This window comes from Sphingomonas mali NBRC 15500, assembly GCF_001598415.1.
In the GTDB taxonomy this organism is placed as follows: Bacteria; Pseudomonadota; Alphaproteobacteria; order Sphingomonadales; family Sphingomonadaceae; genus Sphingomonas; species Sphingomonas mali.
This window is the reverse complement of the sequence record NZ_BCYX01000026.1, coordinates 36,463-57,130: the sequence shown is the minus strand read 5'-3', so window position 1 is coordinate 57,130 and position 20,668 is coordinate 36,463. Positions and strand designations below refer to the sequence as shown.

The window sequence follows — 20,668 nt, the reverse complement described above, 5'->3', positions numbered from 1 at the left end:
GGATCAGAGCGCCGTCTTGAACAGCGCCAGCATGCGCTCCCAGGCGCGGTCCGCCTGTGCCTGATTGTACACTCTACTGTCGGGCGGGCACCAGCCGTGCATCGTGCCCTTATAGACCTCGATCTCGGCGGGCAGCTTGGCGGCGGCGAACGCCTTTCTCAGCACGTCCTTGTCGGTCGGGGCGCGCTGATCGTCATTCTCGGCGATCGCGATCAGGAAGTCCGCCTTCATCTGCGGGATCAAGGCGTTGGGGCTGTCCGGCTTGTCGCCGACCAGCCCGCCGCCATGAAAGGTCGCGCCAGCGCGATAGCGGTCGGCGCGCGCGGCGACCGTGCGGAACACCATCGGCCCGCCCATGCAATAGCCGGTACTGGCGAGACCGCGCTTGGCATCGACTTCCTTCTGCGCGTCGAGGAAGGTCGTGAACGCCTTGGCGTCGCTGACCGTCCCGGCGGAAGTGAGCTTCTCGACGAACGGCATGATCTTCGCGCGCACATCGGGCTGGTCGAACGATTCGCCCGCTTTCAGGAACGGCGCCTTGGTCGAGCGGTAGAATTGATTGACTACCAGAACGGCATAACCCGACTGCGCCAGCCGCTCGGCCATTTGCCGGAAAGCCGGGCGCAGACCCATGATGTCGGGCCAGATCAGAACGCCGGGATGCTTGCCGGTCGCCGGCGCGACGAAATAGGCGTCGGCCCTCCCCTCTGGCGTGTCGATCACGACATCGCGTCCCTTGATCGCCGCGGCATTGGCCGGAACCGGCAGCACGGCCATCAGTCCCGCGACACCGGTCATCATCCCGAACTGGCGGCGCGACGGATGGGCAATGCCCAGGAAGCGATCATTGTCCTCAGCGGTATGGTCGTCGCACATACGGTCTCTCCCTGGGGTGGCTCGACTCGGCCTTATCCTATGACGATGTAACGATCCGCGCGAGCCGTGCCGTGGTTCAAATCGCGCGCCAGCGCCACGTCCCGTCGCCATCGGTTTCGCGCACGGCGCGCCCTTCGACTTCGAGTCGTTTCAAATGCGCCATGGCCTCGCCGGTCGCCATGCCGAGCACCTCCTGACCGATGGCGCGCCGGAACAGCCGGCCGAAGCAATCGACCACGCGGCGCGGTTCGTCGAGAAAGGCTTCGAGTTCATCGAGCCGGCCGCGATGTTCGCGGTCCATCGCGTCGAGCCGGATGTGGAGATTGAGGAACGGGTCGCCATGGCCGGGCAAGGTCAATACGTCGGCCGGCACCTCGCGCTTCAGCTTCGCGATCGACTCGAACCATTCGCCGAGCGGATCCGATTCGGGCTCGGTGATGCCCAGCGAAACGTTCGGACTGATCCGCGGCAACACCTGGTCGCCGGCGATGAACACCCCGTTCGCCTCGTCGAGCAGACAGGCATGTTCGGGACTGTGGCCCGACCCGACAACGATCCGCCACGCCGTTCCACCGATCGCGATTGTCTCGCCATCGACCAGCCGCCGGTACGACAGCGGCATCGGCCGCACGATCCGCCCGAAATTGGACCAGCCGCGCGCCGCCGCCAGCTCGATCTGCTCGTCGCTCCAGCCGCAGGCGCGGCGAAAGTCGTTGACCTCTTGCGGCGTTTCCGGTCGGGCGTCGGCGACCAGCATCTGCGCGGTCAGCCATTCGCCGCGCGTCATCCATAGCGGCGCCTGGTGATGATCGCACATCCAGCCAGCAAGCCCGATATGGTCGGGATGGAAATGCGTGCCGATCATCCGCGTCACGCGGACGCCGGCGAGCGGCCCGTTGAACACCGATTTCCAGGCGTCGCGCGTCTCGGTCCGGTTCATGCCGGCATCGATCAGCGCAACGCCGTCACCACGGTCGTCGCGATCGTCGAGCAGCCAGCAATTGACGTGTTTGAGCGGTCCGGGAACGTTGAGCCGCACCCAGCGCACGCCGGGCGCGACCTGCATCGTGCCGCCATCCTCCGGTTCCCTGCCCCCGAACGGATAGGTCAGGCCTTTGTGGCTGGTGGGAACGAAGCTCTCGTCGGCGACGAACGCGGCGTCGGTCGTGCGATTGGTTGCCATGACGGGGGCGGTAGCAAGCGCGCGAACAGGATACCAGTGAAAGGAAATCAGAGCCGTTGCTCAGAGCGGCTTTGATACCGAAATATCGAACAGGCGCCTTAACGGGGTGAAGCAACGCTGGGCAAATCTCGAATAGCGGTTTGCAATAGGGCTGCAATGACAAACCGGATCGGCGCGCCTACCGGTCGGCGATGGCGTATATCTACCTCGCAGTCGCGATCGTCGCCGAAGTGATCGGCACGTCCTTCATGAAGGCCTCGGCGGGATTCACGCGTGCAGGGCCGGCGCTCGTCACGATCGTCGCCTATGCGATCGCCTTCTACGCGCTGTCACTGACGCTGCGCACCATTCCGACGGGGATCGCTTATGCGATCTGGTCGGGCGTTGGTATCGTGTTGATCGCCTCGGTCGCCTGGTTATTCCAGGGCCAGAAGCTCGATGCGCCGGCGATGATCGGCATGGCACTGATCATCGCCGGGGTGATCGTGATGAACCTGTTCTCGCGTGCGCCCCCGCATTGAGTTGGGCTGTCGTCCGCAAAAAGATGAGCTGCGCGATGTGCCAGCCGCCCCTTGGTGTCGGATGCGCTTTCGCGCAGTCTCAATGCTTGAACAGCGTCTCCGCGGTATGCACCACCGGTGCCGCCTCGCCCTCGCCTTCGGTCGCCGCCGCTTCGGCGTCGCGCGCGGCCTGGTCGCGCTCGGCGCGGAGCTGTTCGATCAGCGCCTCGCGGTCGCCCTCGAGCCTTGTGTCGACCGGCGCTTCGATGCCGTGCGCCTTGGCCGCCTTGGTCACCGCGGCGTCGAGCTCGCGCTGGGTGGTCAGGCCGAGCGTCACCGGATCCTTGGGTGTGATGTTGGCGATGTTCCAATGCGTGCGATCGCGGATCGCTGCGATCGTCGTGCGCGTGGTGCCGATCAGGTTCGAGATCTGGCCATCGGAGATTTCCGGGTGGTTGCGGATGATCCAGGCGATGCCGTCGGGTTTGTCCTGGCGCTTCGACACCGGGGTGTAGCGCGGTCCCTTGGTGCGGCGGATCTGGTCGGGGCCCTTCGACATCTTGAGGACGTAGTTCGGGTCCTTCTGGCCCTTTTCGATCTCGTCCTGGGTCAGCTCATGCGCGCGCACCGGATCGCGGCCGGTCAGCTTGGTCGCGGCGGTGTCGTCGGCGATCGCCTGGATCTCCAGGATATGCAGGCCGCAGAATTCGGCGATCTGCTCGAAGCTGAGCGAGGTATTGTCGACCAGCCAGGAAGCGGTCGCATGGGGCATGAGCGGCTGAGCCACGAAATTCTCCGTCAGAAATAAATAGGGCCGCCCCTCGCGGAGCGGCCTGTCGTTGGGCTCGACTTAATCCGATTGGCCGCGCGGGGCAAGCTTTACGCCGCCAGCGCCTCGTCGCCGCCGACCGGCACCAGCGCGTGGAGGAACTGATGCGCGCTCTTGGCCCAGGTGAAGCCCTGGCCATAGGCACGGCACGCCGCGCGGTCGCGGGTCAGCGCCTCGGCGATCGCCTGGTCGAGATCGTCGTGCATCGCGCCGGTTTCGGGCGTCAGCACGTCGATCGGGCCGGTCACCGGATAAGCGGCCACCGGCGTGCCGCAGGCGAGCGCCTCGATCATCACCAGCCCGAACGTGTCGGTCTTGCTGGGGAAGACGAAGACGTCGGCGGCAGCATAAGCGGCAGCGAGCTCGGCGCCGAATTTGGGTCCGAGGAAATGCGCGTCGGGATATTTGGCCTTGAGCGAGGCCAGCGCCGGCCCGTCGCCGACGATCACTTTCGTCCCCGGATGCGTCGCGGTCAGGAACGCCTCGATATTCTTCTCGATCGCGACACGGCCGACATAGAGCTGGATCGGCCCCTTGCCGTCCTGGGCCAGCGCGCGGATCGCGGGGTCGGGCTCGGGGTCGCCGAAGGTCGACAGGTCGACACCGCGTCCCCAATGGCGGATCTGGGTCAGGCCGTGCGCCTTGAGCGTATCGGCGATCGATGCCGTCGAGGCGAGGATCGATTGCGCGGGCGAATGGAACCAGCGGATATAGCGCCACACCCATTCGGGATTCACGCCGGTGCGCGCCGCGACATAATCGGGGAATTGGGTGTGATAGGCGGTAGTGAAGGGGAAATCGCGTGCCAGGCACCAGCGCCGCGCGGCGAGGCACACCGGCCCCTCGGTCGCGAGATGGATCGCCTGCGGGCTGAACTCCTCGAGCATGCGGCCGACGGATCCGGTCGAGGCGAAGGCCAGCCGGATTTCGGGATAGGTCGGGCACGGCATCGAATAGAACAGATCGGGCGACACGATCAGCACCTCGTGGCCCTGGCGCACCAATTCGTCGCGGACCGATTGCAAGGTGCGCACGACGCCATTGACCTGCGGGCTCCAGGCATCGGTGACGATCGCGATCCGCACGTTCGTCAGGCCGCCGCTAGCGTCAAGCAGGGGAGTTGAGCCCGTCTTCCTTCGATTTCGTCGGCCCAGTGCAACACCTCCATCCGACCATCGAAATGCTCGACCAATGCGGTGCAGCCTTCGACCCAATCGCCGTCGTTATAATAGCGAACGCCGTGGATTTCACGATATTCCGCAGTGTGGATATGGCCGCACACCACGCCGTCGACGCCGCGATGCGCCGCTGCTTGGGCAACGACGTCTTCGTAATTGGAGATGAACTCGACCGCGTTCTTGACCTTGGCCTTGGCGTGCTTCGACAGGGACCAATAGGGCATGTTCCAGAAACGCCGCCAGCGATTGACCAGCCGGTTGAGCGCCATCATCGCCTCGTATGCGGCGTCGCCGACATGGGCGAGCCAGCGGTGCGAGAGCGTGATCGCGTCGAATTCGTCGCCATGCAGCACCAACAACCGACGTCCGTCGGCGGTTTCATGGATCGCGTTGCGGCGAATCGCGATGCCGCCGAAATCCAGCCCGCAGAATTGCCGCACGACCTCGTCATGATTGCCGGGGATATAGATCACCTCGGCGCCGCGCTTGGCGCGCTTGAGCAATCGCCACACCACGTCGTTATGCGCGGCCGGCCAGTAGAATTTCTTCTTGAGGCGCCAGCCATCGATGATGTCGCCGACGAGATACATTTTCTCGCTGTCGACATGATCGAGAAAGTCGATCAGCATTTCGGCATTACAGCCCTTCGTCCCCAAATGGACGTCGCTGATCCAGATGGTTCGGTACTGACGACGGCTATGCGTCGCCCGTTCCGGAATAGCGGGCTTCGAATTCGCGAAGTCCGTCAGGTCGGCGATAGTACCGTCCTGTAACAATTTCGTCATTTCATTCATGCGTCACGAGCCCCGACGGATGACGTTGCCCGGCCTATGACGAAGTTTTGTTACAAACAGAATCGCAGCAACTTGAAATATGCTGACTAATCAATCGGTGATGGCGATATGACCGGGTAATGCGGCGACCCGTTCGATCCAGGCCTGGACCGCCGGATAGCGGTGGAGCTCGAACCCGCCGTCCTCGCAGACATGGGTATAGGCATAGAGCGCGATATCGGCGAGGCTGAAGCGCCCGCCGACGAAGAACGGCGTCTGCGCCAAATGCTCGTCCATCAGGGTCAATGCCGCATCCCCCGCGGCGCGCTTGACCGGCAGCTGCGCGCGCTGGAGCTCGGTCAGATTATCCTCGCCGATCCAGCCCATCCAGAACCGGATCGTCGCGATGTTGGGCTCATGATTATATTGCTCCCAGAACATCCAGCGGAGCATATCGGCGCGGTCGAAACGGTCGGCCGGGATCAGGGGCGAGCCGTCGGCGAGATAGAAGCACGCCGCGCTGCTTTCTGGCAGAAAATCGTCGCCGACCTGGAGCACCGGGATGCGGCCATTGGCATTGACCCCCGTCAGGAACGCGTCCGAGCGCGTTTCACCCTGCATGATGTCATATTCGCGCCGGTCGAGCTTCAGTCCCAGATGCGCCGCGGTCAGCCGGATCTTGTAGCAATTTCCGGACGCCGAATATTCGTGCAGGATCAGATTGGCCATCGAACTCCCCCTTCAGGTGCGGCGCGAGCAAAAGCGCAGGGCGTGCCGATCGTCCAACCAATTTCGCCCGACCGTTGATCAACCCGGCTTATGGCAGCCACCCGCTACTCGATCTTCAGCACGATCTTGCCGACATGGTTGCCTGATTCCATCAGCCGGTGCGCGTCGGGCGCCTGATCGAAGGCGAAGACGGTGTCGATCACCGGCTTCAACTTGCCTTCCGCGACCTGCGGCCAGACCGTGCGGGCGAGCTCGTCGGCGACCGCGGTCTTGAAGGCGACCGAGCGCGGGCGCAGCGTCGATCCGGTCAGCGTCAGCCGACGGCGCATGATCTCGAAGATCGGGATCGTCGCCTGCCCCCCGCCCTGCACTGCGATCGAAACATGGCGGCCGTCATCCGCCAGGCATTGCATGTTGCGGGGAACATAGTCGCCCCCGACCATGTCGAGCACCACCGCCACGCCCTTGCCGCCGGTGATCGCCTTCACCTCTTCGACGAAATCGTGCGTCTTATAGTTGATCGCATGGTCGGCGCCGGCGGACTTGGCCGCGGCGCATTTCTCGTCCGACCCGGCGGTGACGATCACCTCCACACCGAACAGATTGCACAGGGCGATCGCCATCGTGCCGATGCCGCTGGTACCGCCATGGACGAGCACCGTGTCGCCCTCGGCCGCGAAGCCGCGCTCGAACAGATTGGTCCACACGGTGAACAGCGTTTCGGGCATCGCCGCCGCTTCGACCATCGTCAGCGCTTCGGGCACGGGCAAGCATTGGCCGTATGGCGCCACGGCATATTCGGCATAGCCGCCGCCGGCGATCAGCGCACAGACCGGCTGGCCGATCAGGTCTCGCTCGACGCCGGCGCCGGTCGCGACGATCGTGCCGGAGACTTCCAGCCCCGGAATGGACGGCGCGCCCGGCGGCGGTGGATAGGCCCCCATCCGTTGCAGCACTTCGGGACGGTTGATCCCGGCGGCGGCGACGCGGATCAGCACTTCGCCCTCGCCCGGCGTCGGCACCGGCCGGTCGACGATGCGAAGCACCTCGGGCCCGCCCGGCTGTTCCGGGTCGATCGCACGCATCACGGTCGGTATCGCGTCCATTCGTACCCCTTCGTCGGAAACCGGCTCGGGTTATTGACATCGCCCGGCCCAGGGTCAACGTTCCCACCCATGGATTCCGAAGAGAATCTTCCGCGCCCAGGCGACCCGATCGCGCTCCTGGTCAAACAGGATCTCGATCCACTGTCCGTGGCCGAGCTCGAGGAACGTATCGCTCTCCTCGAAGGCGAAATCTCACGCGTTAAAAATCATATGCAACGCGCCGTTAACCATCGCGCAAGCGCTGACTCGCTATTCAAGCGATGAGCGCGAATCGCATCTTCGCGCCGGCCAGGCTTTTTCGGGAATTGGCCGACCTGACGATGCGAAGAATGGCCGGCGCTTGATGCGGGGCCCTCCCGTCCCGACATTAGGGAAAAGGGCCGTGCGTCCATGCGGCCCGTCAGGAGTAACAGTCTAATGCCGAGTTTCGCCTCCGCGCTCGAAACCACCCTCCACAAGGCGCTCGAAGCCGCTTCGTCGCGCCGCCACGAATATGCGACGCTCGAGCATTTGCTGCTTGCGCTGGTCGATGACGAACATGCCTCCAAGGTGATGGCATCGTGCGGCGTCGATCTCGACGAGCTCAAGATGACCGTCGCGCAATATCTCGACACCGAGCTCGATGCTCTCAAGGTCGACAAGGCGACCGATCCGTCGCCGACCAGCGGGTTCCAGCGCGTCGTCCAGCGCGCGATCCTGCACGTCCAGTCGTCGGGCCGCGACGAAGTGACCGGCGCCAACGTGCTGGTCGCCTTGTTCAGCGAGCGCGAATCCTATGCGGTCTATTTCCTGCAGCAGCAGGATATGAGCCGCCTGGATGCGGTCAGCTTCATCTCGCACGGCGTCGGCAAGGGCGGCGCGCCGGTAGAGACCTCGACTCCCAAGGGCGCCGAGGAAGAGAAGTCGACCAAGAGCGACAAGGGCAAGAACGAAAGCGCGCTCAAGCAATTCACCGTCGACCTCAACGAGAAGGCCAAGAACGGCAAGGTCGACCCGCTGATCGGCCGCATGGCCGAGGTCGACCGTACGGTCCAGATCCTGTGCCGCCGGTCGAAGAACAACCCGCTCTATGTCGGCGATCCCGGCGTCGGCAAGACGGCGATCGCGGAGGGCCTGGCGCGCAAGATCGTCGAGGGCGACGTGCCAGACGTGCTCAAGCCCGCGGTGATCTATTCGCTCGACATGGGCGCGTTGCTCGCCGGCACGCGCTATCGCGGCGATTTCGAGGAGCGGCTGAAGCAAGTCGTCACCGAGCTCGAGAAGATGCCGGACGCGATCCTGTTCATCGACGAGATCCACACGGTGATCGGTGCCGGCGCAACCAGCGGCGGCGCGATGGACGCATCGAACCTGCTGAAACCGGCCCTGTCCGGCGGCACGATCCGCTGCATCGGCTCGACCACCTACAAGGAATTCCGCAACCATTTCGAAAAAGACCGCGCGTTGCTGCGCCGGTTCCAGAAAATCGACGTCAACGAGCCGACGATCGAGGACACGGTGAAGATCCTGGCCGGACTGCGCTCGGCGTTCGAGGAGCATCACCAGGTCAGGTACACGCCGGACGCGATCAAATCGGCGGTCGAGCTGTCGGCGCGGTACATCAACGACCGCAAGCTGCCCGACAAGGCGATCGACGTGATCGACGAAGTCGGCGCGATGCAGATGCTGGTGCCGCCGAGCCGCCGCAAGAAGACGATCACCACCCGCGAAATCGAGCAGGTGATCGCGACGATGGCGCGCATCCCGCCGAAATCGGTGTCGACCGACGACAAGAAGGCGCTCGAGACGCTCGAGACCGACCTGAAGCGCGTCGTATTCGGGCAGAATGACGCGATCGAGAAGCTCGCTTCGGCGATCAAGCTCAGCCGCGCTGGTCTCCGCGATCCCGACAAGCCGATCGGCAACTATCTGTTCACCGGCCCGACCGGTGTCGGCAAGACCGAGGTCGCACGTCAGCTGGCGTCGATCATGGGCATTCCGCTGCAGCGGTTCGACATGTCCGAATATATGGAGCGCCACTCGGTCAGCCGGCTGATCGGTGCTCCTCCGGGCTATGTCGGTTACGATCAGGGCGGCCTGCTGACCGACGCGGTCGACCAGCAGCCGCATTCGGTGCTGTTGCTCGATGAGATCGAGAAGGCGCATCCCGACCTGTTCAACATCCTGTTGCAGGTGATGGATAACGGCAAGCTGACCGATCATCACGGCAAGACGGTCGATTTCCGCAACACCATCCTGATCATGACGACCAATGCCGGCGCGTCCGACATGGCGCGCGAGACGGTGGGCTTCGGCAACCTGACTCGCGAGGGTGAGGACGAACAGGCGGTCCAGCGGATGTTCACGCCCGAATTCCGCAACCGCCTCGATGCGATCGTGCCGTTCGGCTACCTCCCGCCCGAGGTCGTCGCGCGCGTGGTCGAGAAGTTCATCCTGCAGCTCGAGTTGCAGCTGGCGGACCGCAACGTCCATATCAGCTTGGATGACGAATCGAAGAAGTGGCTGACCACCAAGGGCTATGACAAGCTCTACGGTGCCCGCCCGATGGGCCGCCTGATCCAAGAAAAGATCAAGCAGCCGCTCGCCGAGGAATTGCTGTTCGGCAAGCTGGTCCATGGCGGCGAAGTGGTGGTGAAGATGAAGGACGGCGCACTGTCGTTCGAGATCACGCCGGCCGCGCCCAAGAAACCGGGCAAGAAGGGCGGCAAGACCGCCAAGGCCGAAGCCAAGTAAGAAGCGGCACCAGCCGGAAACACGAGCGGGCCGGGGAGCGATCCCCGGCCCGTTTTGTGTTGGAGGGTGGTCGGTTCAGGCTGTCGGGCGGGATGGCGGCTCTTGGGCCGATTGCAGAACGGCGGCTTTGGCGGCAGGACCCCGTTAGCGGCCGTTGCCGGCAACTCGATCGAACACAGCAAACGAGCCGAGAGCGGACACCCACGCTTCAACTTCTTCGATAACAGCCACCGCGCCTCGCCAGGGGTTTCGCGGAGTACGGCTCGCCTCGGGATTTTCTCCAGCTCCCGCGCCAGTGAAGCCGCCGGCGGCACAGCACCCATCAACGCCGGACGATCGATCATGAGAACCGGAGGGCGCGGCATGGCCGTCGGAGCGGCTCGTTCCGTATTTGAGATGCACGGCATCGGTCGATGCCCAACTCGAAGAAGGAACTGTGAAATGAAACTCTTTCTCGCCGCAATTCTCGCCTCCACCGCTGCCGTCAGCACTACCGCAATGGCTGCAGAAAAGCCGCCGATCGTGCTGGTCCATGGCGCGTTTGAGAACGGCCAGGTATGGGGCCAAGTCACGAAGAAGCTGGAAGCGGACGGCTACAAGGTCGTGACCGTCGACCTGCCGGGCCGCCCCGGCAACCCGGCGACCCCCGACAAGGTCAGCCTCGATCTCTACCGCGACACGGTGGTCAAGGCGCTCGGCACCACCAAGGGCCGTGCGGTTGTGGTTGGCCACAGCTTCGGCGGCATCGTCATCTCGGCCGCGGCCGAAACGGCGCCGAAGAAGATAAAGACCCTGGTGTACCTCGCGGCTTACCTGCCACAGAATGGCGACTCGCTCGTATCGATGGCGCAACGCGATGCTGACGCCAAAGTCGGCCCCCACCTTCAGATTGATAAGGACAAGGGCATCGCTTCGATCGAATATTCGGCGCGCGCCGACTTGTTCGCCAATGGCGGTCCCGATGGGCTGCGCAAGGCTATCCCGGATCTGATCCTCGATGAGCCGCTCGCCCCGTTAGCGACGCCGGTGAAGCTGACCGCCGCTAACTTCGGCAAGGTCGACAAGGCCTATATCCACACCGCCTTCGACCAGGTTATCAGCCCCGCCTTCCAGGCGCGGATGGTCGCCAGCACCCCAGTGCGCGTCCAATACACCCTCCAGACCGGCCACACGCCGTTCCTCACCGACCCTGATGGCCTGGCCAAGGCGATCGAAGAAGCGGCCAAGTAAGGGACCAGCAGGAGCGATCTCCAGCGAGGACGGGGCGGCTTGTCGGCCGCCCCGGTGCCTGCCCCGCCGCACGAGATGCGGCTTAACCGAAAACGCCGAGCTCAGCATCTTCCCCGATGCGAGCCATGGCGGGATCTTCCAATATTATCCGGTGTTCGTGGGGCAGATCCTCACCTTCCTCCGCTGAGCCCCGCCCGGGTGCGGCGAGCCGCGTTCTCCGCCCCCGGTCGACCATCGCCCCCCTATTCGTCGAAAGGATTCGACAATGCCCGGCATTGCCATGTCATCTCAGCCGATTTCCGTGGATCACGTCACAATAACGTCGAAGCGCCCCTTTTCCGAAGTACGAGCGGCGCTCGAAACCAATGTTCCGCCGCTCGACACCAACATCATGGTGCAGTTGAGCAACGGCGACCACGACGCCATCGCGCATCACGAGCAGCACGGCCCCACGCTCTTCATCTTCCTGCAGCGCGACCACGGCGCGCTCCTGGCGATCACCGGAGGGCGACGTAACGCCGTCCAGTATGAGATCGGGAACCCGATCATCGCCTCGAAGATGACCCGTCACAACCTGATGGCGGCGCTTTACGCTCCATTGCGCATCGTCCTCTTCGAAGCCGACGATGGTCGGGCCGTGTTCGAGTATGACAAGCCCTCGACGTTGTTCGGCCAGATCGGCAACGACGAGATCACTCGGGTAGGGCTCTACCTCGACCACGAATTGGAAGCCGTCTTGCTGAAGGCAGCAGGCGAATAGGTACGGAGGCATCGCGTCGGTGGACACCGGCGCGATACCGCTAGATCGGCACTTGCTGGTTCCCGGCTTCGCTCGGCGCGTACCCGAAGTGGCTCTTGAACGCACGACTGAACGCGGCATCGGAACTGTAACCGGCCTTGTATGCGGCCTCCGTCACCTTCATCCCGCCACTCCGCAGCATGTCGGCGGCAATCGTCAGACGCCAGCGAGAAAGATAGCGAAGCGGCGGTTCGCCGACGGCGGCCGTGAAACGCTCGGCGAATATCGAACGGGACATGGAAGCGACACCGGCGAGGGTCTCAACGGTCCAGCGTTTGAAGGGATCGGCATGCATTGCCGCGAGAACGCGCCCGATCCGCTCCTCGCCCAACCCGCCGAGCCAGCCCATGCGATTTGCTTCGCTTGCGGCCCAGCTACGCAGCGTCCGAATAACCAGCAGATCGATCAGCCGGGAGATCATGAGTGACGATCCCGGATCGGGCTGTTGCGCTTCGTCGACCAGGAAGTGGGAAATCGCGGCGAGCCATCCCGGCGCGCCAGCGTCTCCTCTGGGAATGTGGATCAGGGCGGGCAGCGCCGACATTACCGCGGGAAGCGGGCTACCCTCGAAGCTGAAAAAGCCGCTGACGATCTGACCTTTGGGCTCCTCTCCGCCATGGCGCAGGACGAGTTGATCCCGGTCGAAATGATCGGGCGCAACGATGTCGATATCCTCGATCGGTGAGTCAGTCGCATCGGCGATCGTGTGTCCCTTGCCAAGCGGCAGGAGAACAAGATCCCCTTCATCGATCCATGTGGGCGGTTGCCCCGCAGGCGTCACCCAGGCGCCGCCTGCTTCGACGAAATGGAAATGCGCCGGTCCGGGCTGGAAGCGGAGGCCCCAAGGTGGGCCCATCCGCATCGTGTAGACCAGATCCCCGCGGAGCCTGATCAATGTGAGCACTTGCGACAGCACGTCGACGCGGGCCGCCGACATCCCAAAATCACTGGTCAATCCGGACGATCCATCATGTAAATCGGAGGCCGTAACATATCCCCGCCTACCCTCCTCGACTAGTTTTTTCTCACGGCATCGAGCTCCGGTGCTCTGAGAAAACAGAGGATTTTTAACATGAATAGCACCATCCAGGTTGCAGCGAACGACAGCGGCGTTGCAGCAGAAAAGCCGCCGATCGTCCTCGTCCACGGCGCGTTCTCGGATGGCCATGTCTGGGGGTATGTGGCCGGCAAACTGAAGGCCGCCGGCCATGCCGTCTTCACCGTCGATCTGCCGGGCCGCACCGGTTCCGCTATCGCCCCGGACGCGGTAAGCCTGGACCTCTACCGGGATATCGTCATCGAGGCGCTCGCGGACGCGTCCGCCCCGGCGATCGTCGTCGGCCATAGCTTCGCGGGGATCGTGGTCGCGGCCGCTGCGGAGAAGGCGCCCGAGATGATCAGGACCCTCATGTTCGTCGCGGCCTATCTGCCGCACGACGGCGACTCGCTGCTGTCGCTGGCGCAGCAGGACCCCGACGCGAAGATTGGCGCCCATCTGAACATCGATCAGGAGCGCGGCATTGCCGTCGTTGAATATGCGGCGCGTGCCGAGCTCTTCGCCAATGACGGTCCAGAACCGCTGAAGGCCAAGCTCCCGGACCTGATCCTCGACGAGCCGGTGAAGCCGCTGGTCACCCCCGTCCATGTAACCGACGAGCGTTTTGGCCAGGTCGACAAGATTTATGTCCACACCAGCCTCGATCAGGTCATCAGCGCGGGCTTTCAGGCGAGGATGGTCGCCGGCACACCGGTGCGGAAGACAATCACGCTGGAGACTGGGCACCTGCCGTTCCTGACGGACGTCGACGGCATGGTGCAGGCGATCAAGAACGCCACGGTTTAACTATTGCACGAGCCAACGGAAGGCAGTGGGGAGCGCAGAAGAAGTGCTCCCTGCCGCCACTCCAAAAGTCCTGGTCGAACGTCATCACGTGCGGCCGTTGACTCAAAATCCTAAGAAATGTCCCCTTTCGGGTTCGCTGCTGCCTCCCCTGAATGGCTTAATCTGGGCGCCTAGCTGCCGTGCGACAAACCCGATCGATCCACAACACTCGTGGGGCATCGCTTAAGGTGTTTCGACCACCCGCGCTCACCGGTTCTGAACAATTCGTCGGATGCCGGTTTTGGGGCGCTTTGCCACCGTCATCTGAGCTTCGGATATGAGGACATGTCGCGACCAGCAGGCAGCAGGCCAACCCTTCGCTCAAAATTGAGCGGCGTCGGCAGCCAATCCCTCGACAATGTGGTCTATCAATGCCCGCAGGCGCGGCAGTCGCCGCAAGTCGCGGTGGTACCCCATCCAGACGTCGCGGGCAGGCGGAGCGGCGCCGAGGTCGAGCCGCTCTATCTGCGGTTGAAGATCACCAAGCGGAATCGGCAAGACGGCAATGCCGAGACCTTCGGCGCACGCACGAGCCTGTGCCTGGCGGTCGTTGCTACGGAACGCGACCGGCGCGCCGGGCAGCCGCTCGGCGAGCCAGATCGCGTCGGGAAGATGGCTCAACGCGGCGTCCATCGTAATGAGCCGCGGATCGCCCTCCATGCCCCGCTTACGGTAGGCAGCATAGTCGACGCGCATCACCTTGCGCTGGACGACGTCGACTTCCTCGAACCGGGTAATCCGGAAGGCCAGGTCAGTCTCGCGGCGCGCGAGAGAGTAGATCCGGCTGTCAGTGACCAGTTCAATGGTCACGTCAGGATGCATTTCGGCAAAGCGCGCAAACACCGGCGTCAACACATGGACGCCGAACCAGTCCGACGAGGTCACCCGCAGCCCGCCCTGGAATCGATAGTCGCTGCCGGCGACCGCGCGTTCGAGCGACAGAAATTCCTCCTCCATCCGTTCCGCGTGCGGCAGCATGGCGCTGCCTTCATCCGTCAGGACAAAACCATGCGCCGTGCGCTGGAAAAGCGTCTGTCCGATAACGGCCTCAAGCGCCTTCAACCGGCGCCCCATGGTTGGCTGGGTCAGCCCGCAGGATCGAGCCGCGGCGCCAAGCGATCCGGCGCGGGCAATCGCGAGGAAAATTCGGACGTCGCTCCATTCTGCATGCATAATTGCATGGATATCATGCGATATCGTTGATCGCAAAACGATCCTGCTTGCCGCATCTCCTGTTCGACACAATTGGAGATGGTCAGATGTCGGGTTCCGAAATGATTGCGGCGGTGGTGAGCGCGGCGCATGGCCCGTTCGAGTTGGTCAGGCAGCCGCGGCCGGCAGCTGGCGCGGGTGAAGTGCTGGTGCATGTTCATGCGAGTGGCGTGAACCCGCTCGACACAAAGATACGCGCGGGGCAAGCGGCCCATGCGCGGCACGACCTCCCGGCGATCCTCGGCATCGATCTCGCCGGTACGGTGGTCGAGATCGGCGAGGGCGTGACCGGTTTCAGCGTGGGCGATGACGTGTTCGGAATGACCGGAGGAGTTGGCGGTATCCAGGGCTCCCTCGCCGAATATGCCGCAGTCGATACGCGCCTGATCGCGCACAAGCCCGCCCATCTCAGCATGCGTCAGGCGGCCGCTTTGCCGTTGGCCGTGATCACCGCTTGGGAAGGCCTGGTCGATCGCGCGCGGGTCAGCGCGGGTCAGCATGTTCTCGTGCAGGGTGGCGCCGGAGGCGTCGGTCATATCGTCGTCCAGCTGGCACACGCTTACGGTGCGAAGGTGTTCGCAACCGGGTCGGCCGATGATGCGGAAATCATCGCCAGCTACGGCGCGACGGCGATCGACTTTCGATCGGAAGACGTGCCGGACTATGTCGCTCGGCACACCGGCGGCGAGGGGTTCGACATCGTTTACGACACTGTCGGCGGTGCGACGCTCGATGCGTCGTTCCTCGCGGTCCGGCGCTTTGGACATGTCGTCAGTGCGCTAGGCTGGGGAACACATGCCCTGGCGCCGTTGTCGTTCAAGGGCGGGACGTATTCCGGCGTCTTTACGCTGCTTCCGCTGCTGACCGGCATCGGTCGCGACCATCATGGCGAGATATTGCGGGCTGCGGCAGCGTTGGTCGAGGCCGGCAAGCTGATGCCCAATCTGGACCCCCACACCTTTACGCTGGAAACCGTCGGCGATGCGCATGCCATGGTTACCGGCAGGCAAGCGGCGGGGAAGATCGTGATCGACACATGGTGAGTGACCGGCGGTCGCCGAACGCCTGAGCGCCCTCTTCGGCATTGCCCAAGATCCACCAGGCGGCATTCCGCGCATTAGGGCCATTGGTAGCCGAGCTAAGCTAATGACGGCTTCAGGGACCGGCAGGGTTATCAAGAAACGACCGGTTTTTGGCCGCATCCTACCGGTCGGCAACCGCACCTCAGCGGGTGCCCGGTAGGGTTTCTACGTAATGCGCCGCCTAAGGATGCTGGCGTATCTTCGGCACCGCTATGGACGCTGCAATGAATGACAAGATCCAGTCCTTGCTGGATCAGCATCGCATCATGACGATCGCGACGTTGCGACCCGATGGCTGGCCCCAGGCGACCACGGTGGGGTATGTCAACGACGGGTTGAAAATCTATTTTCTTTGCGGCTTGGACAGCCAGAAGGCGAAGAACATCGCATTTGACGACCGCGTCTCGCTGACCATCGACCATGATACTGCAGAGCTCATGGAAATTGCCGGATTGTCGATGGCTGCACGTGCGAGACGTGTCACCGACCGAAAGGAAGCCGTCGCCGTCCTGCAGAAGCTTCCGTCAAAATATCCCGAGCAACCGACGTTGCCGATGCCAATGCCCGGCCCTGACGACGTGTGCATATTTGAGGTCATGCCCGTGGTGATATCCGTGCTGGATTACACGAAGGGGTTTGGCCACACAGACCTTGTTACGTGCTAGCTACGTGAAGCTAGCGGTTTTCCCGGATTCCCGCCTGCCTGCCCTTCCGATGTGATGGCAGGCGATCGGGAGACGACACGGCACCATCTTCTCAGCTGCAACTACTGCGGGGCGTAAGTGATCTTGCGTATTCAACGGTATCGCGGCTGCTTTTAGGGATGAGTACCGGGCGCCCTACCCTTAAGGTGCTCGGCTTGAGGTTCGGCCATGCCATCCCCTGACCCCCTGATTATCCAGACCCCGGCGTGCCCGATCCGCGACCGCGCGCTCGACCAATCGGGCCTGGTCGTCGCCGCAGCGCTCGATCACACCGCCGCGCGGCCGAAGGTACGCGCCTTCTTTGACGAGGCGACCTTCACTGCGAGCTATGTCGTCCAGGATCCTGCCACACGGCGCGCGGCGATCATCGACTCGGTACTCGACTATGACGCCGCCTCGGGCCGCACCTCCCATTCCTCCGCCGAGGCGATCGTATCCTTTGTGGAAAGCGAGCGTCTGAGCGTCGACTGGCTACTGGAGACCCATGTTCATGCTGATCATCTATCAGCTGCACCCTGGCTCCAGGCGCGGGTTGGTGGCACGCTCGCGATCGGCCGCGCGATCACGACAGTGCAGGAGACGTTCGGCAAGGTCTTCAACGTCGGAACCGGCTTCAAGCGCGACGGGTCACAGTTCGATCGGCTGTTCGACGATGGCGATTCCTTCGCAATCGGCGACCTGCAGGCTGCAGTCCTCCATGTACCGGGGCATACGCCCGCCGACCTTGCCTATGTGATAGGCGACGCGGTCTTCGCCGGCGACACCTTGTTCATGCCCGATTATGGCACGGCGCGCGCCGACTTCCCGGGCGGCGACGCCGCGATGCTCTACCGCTCGATCCGTCGGCTGCTCGAGCTGCCGCGCCAGACGCGGCTCTTCCTCTGCCACGATTACAAGGCGCCGGGGCGCGACACCTTCGCGTGGGAAACCACAATCGGCGCGCAACGTGACTCCAACGTCCATATGCATGACGGCGTAACGGAAGCCGAGTTCGTTGCCATGCGTAGCGCTCGCGATCGCACGCTCGGCATGCCTCGGCTGATCCTTCCATCGATTCAGGTGAACATGCGCGGCGGACACTTCCCCGAGCCCGAAGGGAACGGCGTGCGCTACCTCAAGATCCCCATCGATGCGCTCTGAGCGCTACAACGAAGAAGGGCGGTCCCGATGAATCCCAAACCTCTCGCGCCGGACATCAGCGTCACCACCCAGGTCACGCCTGCCGCGATTGCCGCGGCCAAGGCGGCAGGCTTCCGTGCAATCATCAACAACCGCCCGGATGGCGAGGAGCCGGGCCAACCTTCCAGCGCCGAGCTGGAAGCCGCAGCCAAGGCCGCCGGGCTCGAATACCGCCATATACCCGTGGTGCCCGGCGCGTTCAGCGACGCCCAGATCGGTGCCTTTTGCGACGCGATGGGCGGTTGCGACAAGCCGGCGCTCGCCTTCTGCAAGTCCGGCATGCGCGCGACGTCGCTATGGGCGCTGTCGCAGGCCGGCAAGCTCGCTACCGACGAGATTTTGCGCAAGGCGGACGCATGCGGTTACGATCTCACCCCGCTCGTCCCACGCATCGAAGCGCGCGCCAGGGGCGCCCAAGGCTGAGATGCTCGAGCCGCTCCAGTATCTGCTCGCCGCCTTCTCGGGCGGGCTGGTCGGATTCACGCTGGGGTTGGTCGGCGGCGGCGGGTCGATCCTGGCTGTCCCGCTGATGGTCTATCTGGTCGGCGTCTCAAGCGCGCACGTCGCCATCGGGACGAGCGCGCTCGCGGTCGCCGCGAACGCCGCGACCGGGCTCGTGAGCCATGCCCGAGCCGGTACCGTCAAATGGCGCTGCGGCGGCATGTACGCCGCAGCCGGCGTGCTCGGTGCGCTAGCCGGCTCGACGCTGGGAAAGGCTGTCGACGGGCAGAAGTTGCTGCTGCTGTTCGCGCTGCTGATGATCGTCGTCGGGGCGCTGATGCTGCGCAAGCGACGCTCCGAGGACCTGCCGGACGTAAAGTGCAACCGGACCAATGCGCCCAAGGTGCTTGGATTCGGCCTGGGTACCGGTGCCTTCTCCGGCTTTTTCGGGATCGGTGGGGGATTCCTGATCGTGCCGGGTCTGATTGCGTCCACCGGCATGCCGATGATCAATGCCGTGGGTACGTCACTGATGGCGGTCGCAGCGTTCGGGCTGACCACCGCGCTCAATTATGCCATTTCCGGTATGATCGACTGGCCGCTCGCGGCGGTCTTCATCGCCGGGGGAATCGCCGGCGGGATGGTCGGCACCCTCGCAGCCCAGCGCCTTGCCGATTCCGGCAAGCTGACCAAGGTCTTCGCGACGCTCATTTTCGCGGTTGCGGGCTATATGCTCTGGCGGAGCGCGTCGGCGCTTCTCGGATGACATCGCGATCGTAATAGTCGGAGCGGGTGCCGCCGCCGCGACCAGGGCCTGGCCTGAGCCGGCCGATCGAGCGCGGTTCAGCGCACGCGTGCGCCAGGGGATTTTACGTAAAGCGCGGCGGGGGCGAAGCGCTTATCGGGTGGGAGGTTTCCTGTTCCGGCTGGCCGATCGTCACGCGATGGCCTGCGAAAGGATGTCGCCTCATGATGCGTCTTCATGTCGGTCGCAGTTCTTTCCTGATGGCAACGAGCCTCGGCCTGCTGGTCGCCGCTGCGTGCAACCGATCGCCGGACAAGGCGGAGGCCTCTAACGAGGCCGCAACCTCGGCCGAGCCCGCGCTCAAACCATCTTCGGATCCGCTGCTGATCCAGGCGCGCGAACTCTTCAAGCCGATCCCGATCAACGCGCCCGAACTGCCCGGCAACCCCGCCAGCGCGGCGAAGGTCGCGCTCGGGAAGATGTTATATTTCGATCCCCGCCTGTCGGTCACGCATTCGATCAGCTGCGCCTCGTGCCACAATCTCGGCCTTGGCGGCGCGGACAATTCGCCCACATCGGCGGGTTTCCACGGCGAGCGCGGCGGGCGCAACTCGCCCACCGTGTTCAACGCCGTTTTCAATTTCGCGCAGTTTTGGGATGGCCGGGCGAAGGACCTTGAGGAACAGGCTGGCGGGCCGCTCGTCAACCCGGTGGAAATGGCCTCGCCCAAGCAGCATGTCGCCGAACAGCTGGCGGCGTTGCCCCGATATCACGACGCTTTCGCCCTGGCCTTTCCGGGCGATCCGAACCCCGTATCACTCGCCAATGCGCAAAAGGCGATTGCGGTGTTCGAGGCGACCCTCATCACGCCGAACGCGCCGTTCGATCGGTATTTGCGCGGCGATATCACGGCGCTCGATGCCAGCCAGAAGGCCGGTCTGAGCCTGTTCATGGACAAGGGCTGCACCGCCTGTCACGCCGGCGTCAATCTCGGCGGATCGATGTACGCGAAGTTCGGCCTGGTCGCCGCGCCCGACGTCAAATATCGCCCCGTCGCCGACAAGGGGCGAAGCGCGATCACCGGCAACGCGGCCGACGAGTATTTCTTCAAGGTGCCGACCCTGCGCAACATCGCGCTGACCGCGCCCTATTATCATACCGGATCGGAGCAGGACCTGGCGAAGGTGGTCGATGTCATGGCGAAGGTCCAACTGGGGCAGAATTTGACGAAGATCGAGACCGATCAGCTCGTCGCCTTCCTTAACGCGCTGACCGGGGATCAACCCCGGATCGAAGCACCGCAACTGCCTGCAAGCGACGCCAAGTCGCCGCCGCCCGATAAATAGCCGCGTCGATCAGAGTGTCGCCCGCGCCCTCGCTGGCCTCCGGGCCGCCTTGAGGGTCCGACCTCGGCTGACTGTCGAGCCCATGACCAGCGCCGCCTGGTGCTACCTCTACGCCATCGAACTCTTCGTGCCTGTCCGCCT

21 protein-coding genes are annotated in these 20,668 nt (G+C 63.9%); 12 read left to right on the top strand and 9 right to left on the bottom strand.

What is annotated here, in order from left to right; genetic code table 11:
* Positions 1 to 3 precede the first annotated feature (3 nt).
* Together SMA01S_RS17030 and SMA01S_RS17025 are read right to left on the bottom strand one after the other, a co-directional pair.
* Complete coding sequence (locus SMA01S_RS17030) at positions 4 to 876, bottom strand: dienelactone hydrolase family protein (protein ID WP_066825072.1); 873 nt, start codon at positions 874 to 876, stop codon at positions 4 to 6.
* Positions 877 to 952: 76 nt separating this feature from the next.
* Positions 953 to 2,059: an MBL fold metallo-hydrolase gene (locus SMA01S_RS17025; protein WP_066825070.1), complete on the bottom strand. Its 1,107-nt coding sequence runs from the start codon at positions 2,057 to 2,059 to the stop codon at positions 953 to 955.
* Between the two features lie 191 nt (positions 2,060 to 2,250).
* Between SMA01S_RS17025 and SMA01S_RS17020 the strand changes: the two genes are divergently transcribed.
* Entirely contained in the window at positions 2,251 to 2,580 is a 330-nt protein-coding gene (locus SMA01S_RS17020) for an SMR family transporter (protein ID WP_066825068.1), read from the top strand.
* 79 nt (positions 2,581 to 2,659) lie between these two features.
* Here SMA01S_RS17020 and SMA01S_RS17015 read toward each other — a convergent pair whose 3' ends face one another.
* From SMA01S_RS17015 to SMA01S_RS16995, 5 genes are all read right to left on the bottom strand, one after another.
* Positions 2,660 to 3,346 carry a DUF1013 domain-containing protein gene (locus SMA01S_RS17015; RefSeq protein WP_066825066.1) on the bottom strand — a complete coding sequence of 229 codons (687 nt, stop codon included), beginning with the start codon at positions 3,344 to 3,346 and terminating at the stop codon, positions 2,660 to 2,662.
* Between the two features lie 92 nt (positions 3,347 to 3,438).
* Complete coding sequence (locus SMA01S_RS17010; protein WP_066825064.1) at positions 3,439 to 4,473, bottom strand: glycosyltransferase family 4 protein; 1,035 nt, start codon at positions 4,471 to 4,473, stop codon at positions 3,439 to 3,441.
* Positions 4,474 to 4,478: 5 nt separating this feature from the next.
* Complete coding sequence (locus SMA01S_RS17005; RefSeq protein ID WP_066825061.1) at positions 4,479 to 5,360, bottom strand: UDP-2,3-diacylglucosamine diphosphatase; 882 nt, start codon at positions 5,358 to 5,360, stop codon at positions 4,479 to 4,481.
* Positions 5,361 to 5,450: 90 nt separating this feature from the next.
* Positions 5,451 to 6,068 carry a glutathione S-transferase family protein gene (locus tag SMA01S_RS17000; RefSeq protein WP_066825059.1) on the bottom strand — a complete coding sequence of 206 codons (618 nt, stop codon included), beginning with the start codon at positions 6,066 to 6,068 and terminating at the stop codon, positions 5,451 to 5,453.
* A gap of 104 nt (positions 6,069 to 6,172) precedes the next feature.
* Entirely contained in the window at positions 6,173 to 7,174 is a 1,002-nt protein-coding gene (locus SMA01S_RS16995) for an NAD(P)H-quinone oxidoreductase (protein ID WP_174543162.1), read from the bottom strand.
* Positions 7,175 to 7,243: 69 nt separating this feature from the next.
* Between SMA01S_RS16995 and SMA01S_RS16990 the strand changes: the two genes are divergently transcribed.
* The 4 genes from SMA01S_RS16990 to SMA01S_RS16975 all read left to right on the top strand — a co-directional run bounded on the left by SMA01S_RS16990 (position 7,244) and on the right by SMA01S_RS16975 (position 11,897).
* Positions 7,244 to 7,438 carry a DUF1192 domain-containing protein gene (locus tag SMA01S_RS16990; RefSeq protein WP_066825058.1) on the top strand — a complete coding sequence of 65 codons (195 nt, stop codon included), beginning with the start codon at positions 7,244 to 7,246 and terminating at the stop codon, positions 7,436 to 7,438.
* Positions 7,439 to 7,591: 153 nt separating this feature from the next.
* Positions 7,592 to 9,907, top strand: a complete 2,316-nt coding sequence (gene clpA / locus SMA01S_RS16985; protein WP_066825057.1) for an ATP-dependent Clp protease ATP-binding subunit ClpA — start codon at positions 7,592 to 7,594, stop codon at positions 9,905 to 9,907.
* 102 nt (positions 9,908 to 10,009) lie between these two features.
* A complete protein-coding gene (locus tag SMA01S_RS16980; RefSeq protein ID WP_218016919.1) occupies positions 10,010 to 11,137 on the top strand; it encodes an alpha/beta fold hydrolase in 1,128 nt (375 codons plus the stop codon).
* 265 nt (positions 11,138 to 11,402) lie between these two features.
* Positions 11,403 to 11,897 carry a DUF302 domain-containing protein gene (locus tag SMA01S_RS16975; RefSeq protein WP_066825055.1) on the top strand — a complete coding sequence of 165 codons (495 nt, stop codon included), beginning with the start codon at positions 11,403 to 11,405 and terminating at the stop codon, positions 11,895 to 11,897.
* A 40-nt stretch (positions 11,898 to 11,937) separates the two neighbouring features.
* On the opposite strand, the gene SMA01S_RS16970 is transcribed toward SMA01S_RS16975, so the two are convergent.
* Entirely contained in the window at positions 11,938 to 12,873 is a 936-nt protein-coding gene (locus SMA01S_RS16970; protein WP_066825047.1) for an AraC family transcriptional regulator, read from the bottom strand.
* Between the two features lie 135 nt (positions 12,874 to 13,008).
* Here SMA01S_RS16970 and SMA01S_RS16965 point away from each other — a divergent pair, with 135 nt between their 5' ends.
* Positions 13,009 to 13,779 carry an alpha/beta fold hydrolase gene (locus tag SMA01S_RS16965; RefSeq protein ID WP_066825045.1) on the top strand — a complete coding sequence of 257 codons (771 nt, stop codon included), beginning with the start codon at positions 13,009 to 13,011 and terminating at the stop codon, positions 13,777 to 13,779.
* A gap of 360 nt (positions 13,780 to 14,139) precedes the next feature.
* On the opposite strand, the gene SMA01S_RS16960 is transcribed toward SMA01S_RS16965, so the two are convergent.
* The gene (locus SMA01S_RS16960) at positions 14,140 to 14,991 is read right to left on the bottom strand and encodes a LysR family transcriptional regulator (RefSeq protein WP_066825043.1); all 852 of its coding nucleotides are present in this window, start codon (positions 14,989 to 14,991) and stop codon (positions 14,140 to 14,142) included.
* 86 nt (positions 14,992 to 15,077) lie between these two features.
* On the opposite strand from SMA01S_RS16960, the gene SMA01S_RS16955 reads away from it, so the two are divergent.
* From SMA01S_RS16955 to SMA01S_RS16930, 6 genes are all read left to right on the top strand, one after another.
* The gene (locus SMA01S_RS16955) at positions 15,078 to 16,073 is read left to right on the top strand and encodes a zinc-dependent alcohol dehydrogenase family protein (protein WP_066825093.1); all 996 of its coding nucleotides are present in this window, start codon (positions 15,078 to 15,080) and stop codon (positions 16,071 to 16,073) included.
* 263 nt (positions 16,074 to 16,336) lie between these two features.
* Positions 16,337 to 16,777, top strand: a complete 441-nt coding sequence (locus SMA01S_RS16950) for a pyridoxamine 5'-phosphate oxidase family protein (protein ID WP_218016917.1) — start codon at positions 16,337 to 16,339, stop codon at positions 16,775 to 16,777.
* Positions 16,778 to 16,984: 207 nt separating this feature from the next.
* On the top strand, positions 16,985 to 17,956 hold the full coding sequence (locus SMA01S_RS16945) for an MBL fold metallo-hydrolase (RefSeq protein ID WP_084250385.1): 972 nt from the start codon (positions 16,985 to 16,987) through the stop codon (positions 17,954 to 17,956).
* Between the two features lie 27 nt (positions 17,957 to 17,983).
* Entirely contained in the window at positions 17,984 to 18,418 is a 435-nt protein-coding gene (locus SMA01S_RS16940; RefSeq protein WP_066825038.1) for a protein tyrosine phosphatase family protein, read from the top strand.
* A gap of 1 nt (position 18,419) precedes the next feature.
* Entirely contained in the window at positions 18,420 to 19,202 is a 783-nt protein-coding gene (locus tag SMA01S_RS16935; RefSeq protein WP_066825036.1) for a sulfite exporter TauE/SafE family protein, read from the top strand.
* 203 nt (positions 19,203 to 19,405) lie between these two features.
* Positions 19,406 to 20,527, top strand: a complete 1,122-nt coding sequence (locus tag SMA01S_RS16930; protein WP_218016916.1) for a cytochrome-c peroxidase — start codon at positions 19,406 to 19,408, stop codon at positions 20,525 to 20,527.
* Positions 20,528 to 20,668 lie beyond the last annotated feature (141 nt).

Excerpts from the sequence above, each read along its gene's own strand:
- SMA01S_RS16945 (WP_084250385.1), top strand. The coding sequence starts at position 16,985 with ATGCCATCCCCTGACCCCCTGATTATCCAGACCCCGGCGTGCCCGATC.
- SMA01S_RS17030 (WP_066825072.1), bottom strand. The coding sequence starts at position 876 with ATGTGCGACGACCATACCGCTGAGGACAATGATCGCTTCCTGGGCATT.
- SMA01S_RS16935 (WP_066825036.1), top strand. The coding sequence starts at position 18,420 with ATGCTCGAGCCGCTCCAGTATCTGCTCGCCGCCTTCTCGGGCGGGCTG.
- SMA01S_RS16955 (WP_066825093.1), top strand. The coding sequence starts at position 15,078 with ATGTCGGGTTCCGAAATGATTGCGGCGGTGGTGAGCGCGGCGCATGGC.
- SMA01S_RS17020 (WP_066825068.1), top strand. The coding sequence starts at position 2,251 with ATGGCGTATATCTACCTCGCAGTCGCGATCGTCGCCGAAGTGATCGGC.
- SMA01S_RS17000 (WP_066825059.1), bottom strand. The coding sequence starts at position 6,068 with ATGGCCAATCTGATCCTGCACGAATATTCGGCGTCCGGAAATTGCTAC.
- SMA01S_RS16940 (WP_066825038.1), top strand. The coding sequence starts at position 17,984 with ATGAATCCCAAACCTCTCGCGCCGGACATCAGCGTCACCACCCAGGTC.
- SMA01S_RS16970 (WP_066825047.1), bottom strand. The coding sequence starts at position 12,873 with ATGTCGGCGGCCCGCGTCGACGTGCTGTCGCAAGTGCTCACATTGATC.
- clpA (WP_066825057.1), top strand. The coding sequence starts at position 7,592 with ATGCCGAGTTTCGCCTCCGCGCTCGAAACCACCCTCCACAAGGCGCTC.
- SMA01S_RS16965 (WP_066825045.1), top strand. The coding sequence starts at position 13,009 with ATGAATAGCACCATCCAGGTTGCAGCGAACGACAGCGGCGTTGCAGCA.
- SMA01S_RS16960 (WP_066825043.1), bottom strand. The coding sequence starts at position 14,991 with ATGCATGCAGAATGGAGCGACGTCCGAATTTTCCTCGCGATTGCCCGC.
- SMA01S_RS16990 (WP_066825058.1), top strand. The coding sequence starts at position 7,244 with ATGGATTCCGAAGAGAATCTTCCGCGCCCAGGCGACCCGATCGCGCTC.
- SMA01S_RS16975 (WP_066825055.1), top strand. The coding sequence starts at position 11,403 with ATGCCCGGCATTGCCATGTCATCTCAGCCGATTTCCGTGGATCACGTC.
- SMA01S_RS16995 (WP_174543162.1), bottom strand. The coding sequence starts at position 7,174 with ATGGACGCGATACCGACCGTGATGCGTGCGATCGACCCGGAACAGCCG.
- SMA01S_RS17025 (WP_066825070.1), bottom strand. The coding sequence starts at position 2,059 with ATGGCAACCAATCGCACGACCGACGCCGCGTTCGTCGCCGACGAGAGC.
- SMA01S_RS17005 (WP_066825061.1), bottom strand. The coding sequence starts at position 5,360 with ATGAATGAAATGACGAAATTGTTACAGGACGGTACTATCGCCGACCTG.
- SMA01S_RS16930 (WP_218016916.1), top strand. The coding sequence starts at position 19,406 with ATGATGCGTCTTCATGTCGGTCGCAGTTCTTTCCTGATGGCAACGAGC.
- SMA01S_RS16950 (WP_218016917.1), top strand. The coding sequence starts at position 16,337 with ATGAATGACAAGATCCAGTCCTTGCTGGATCAGCATCGCATCATGACG.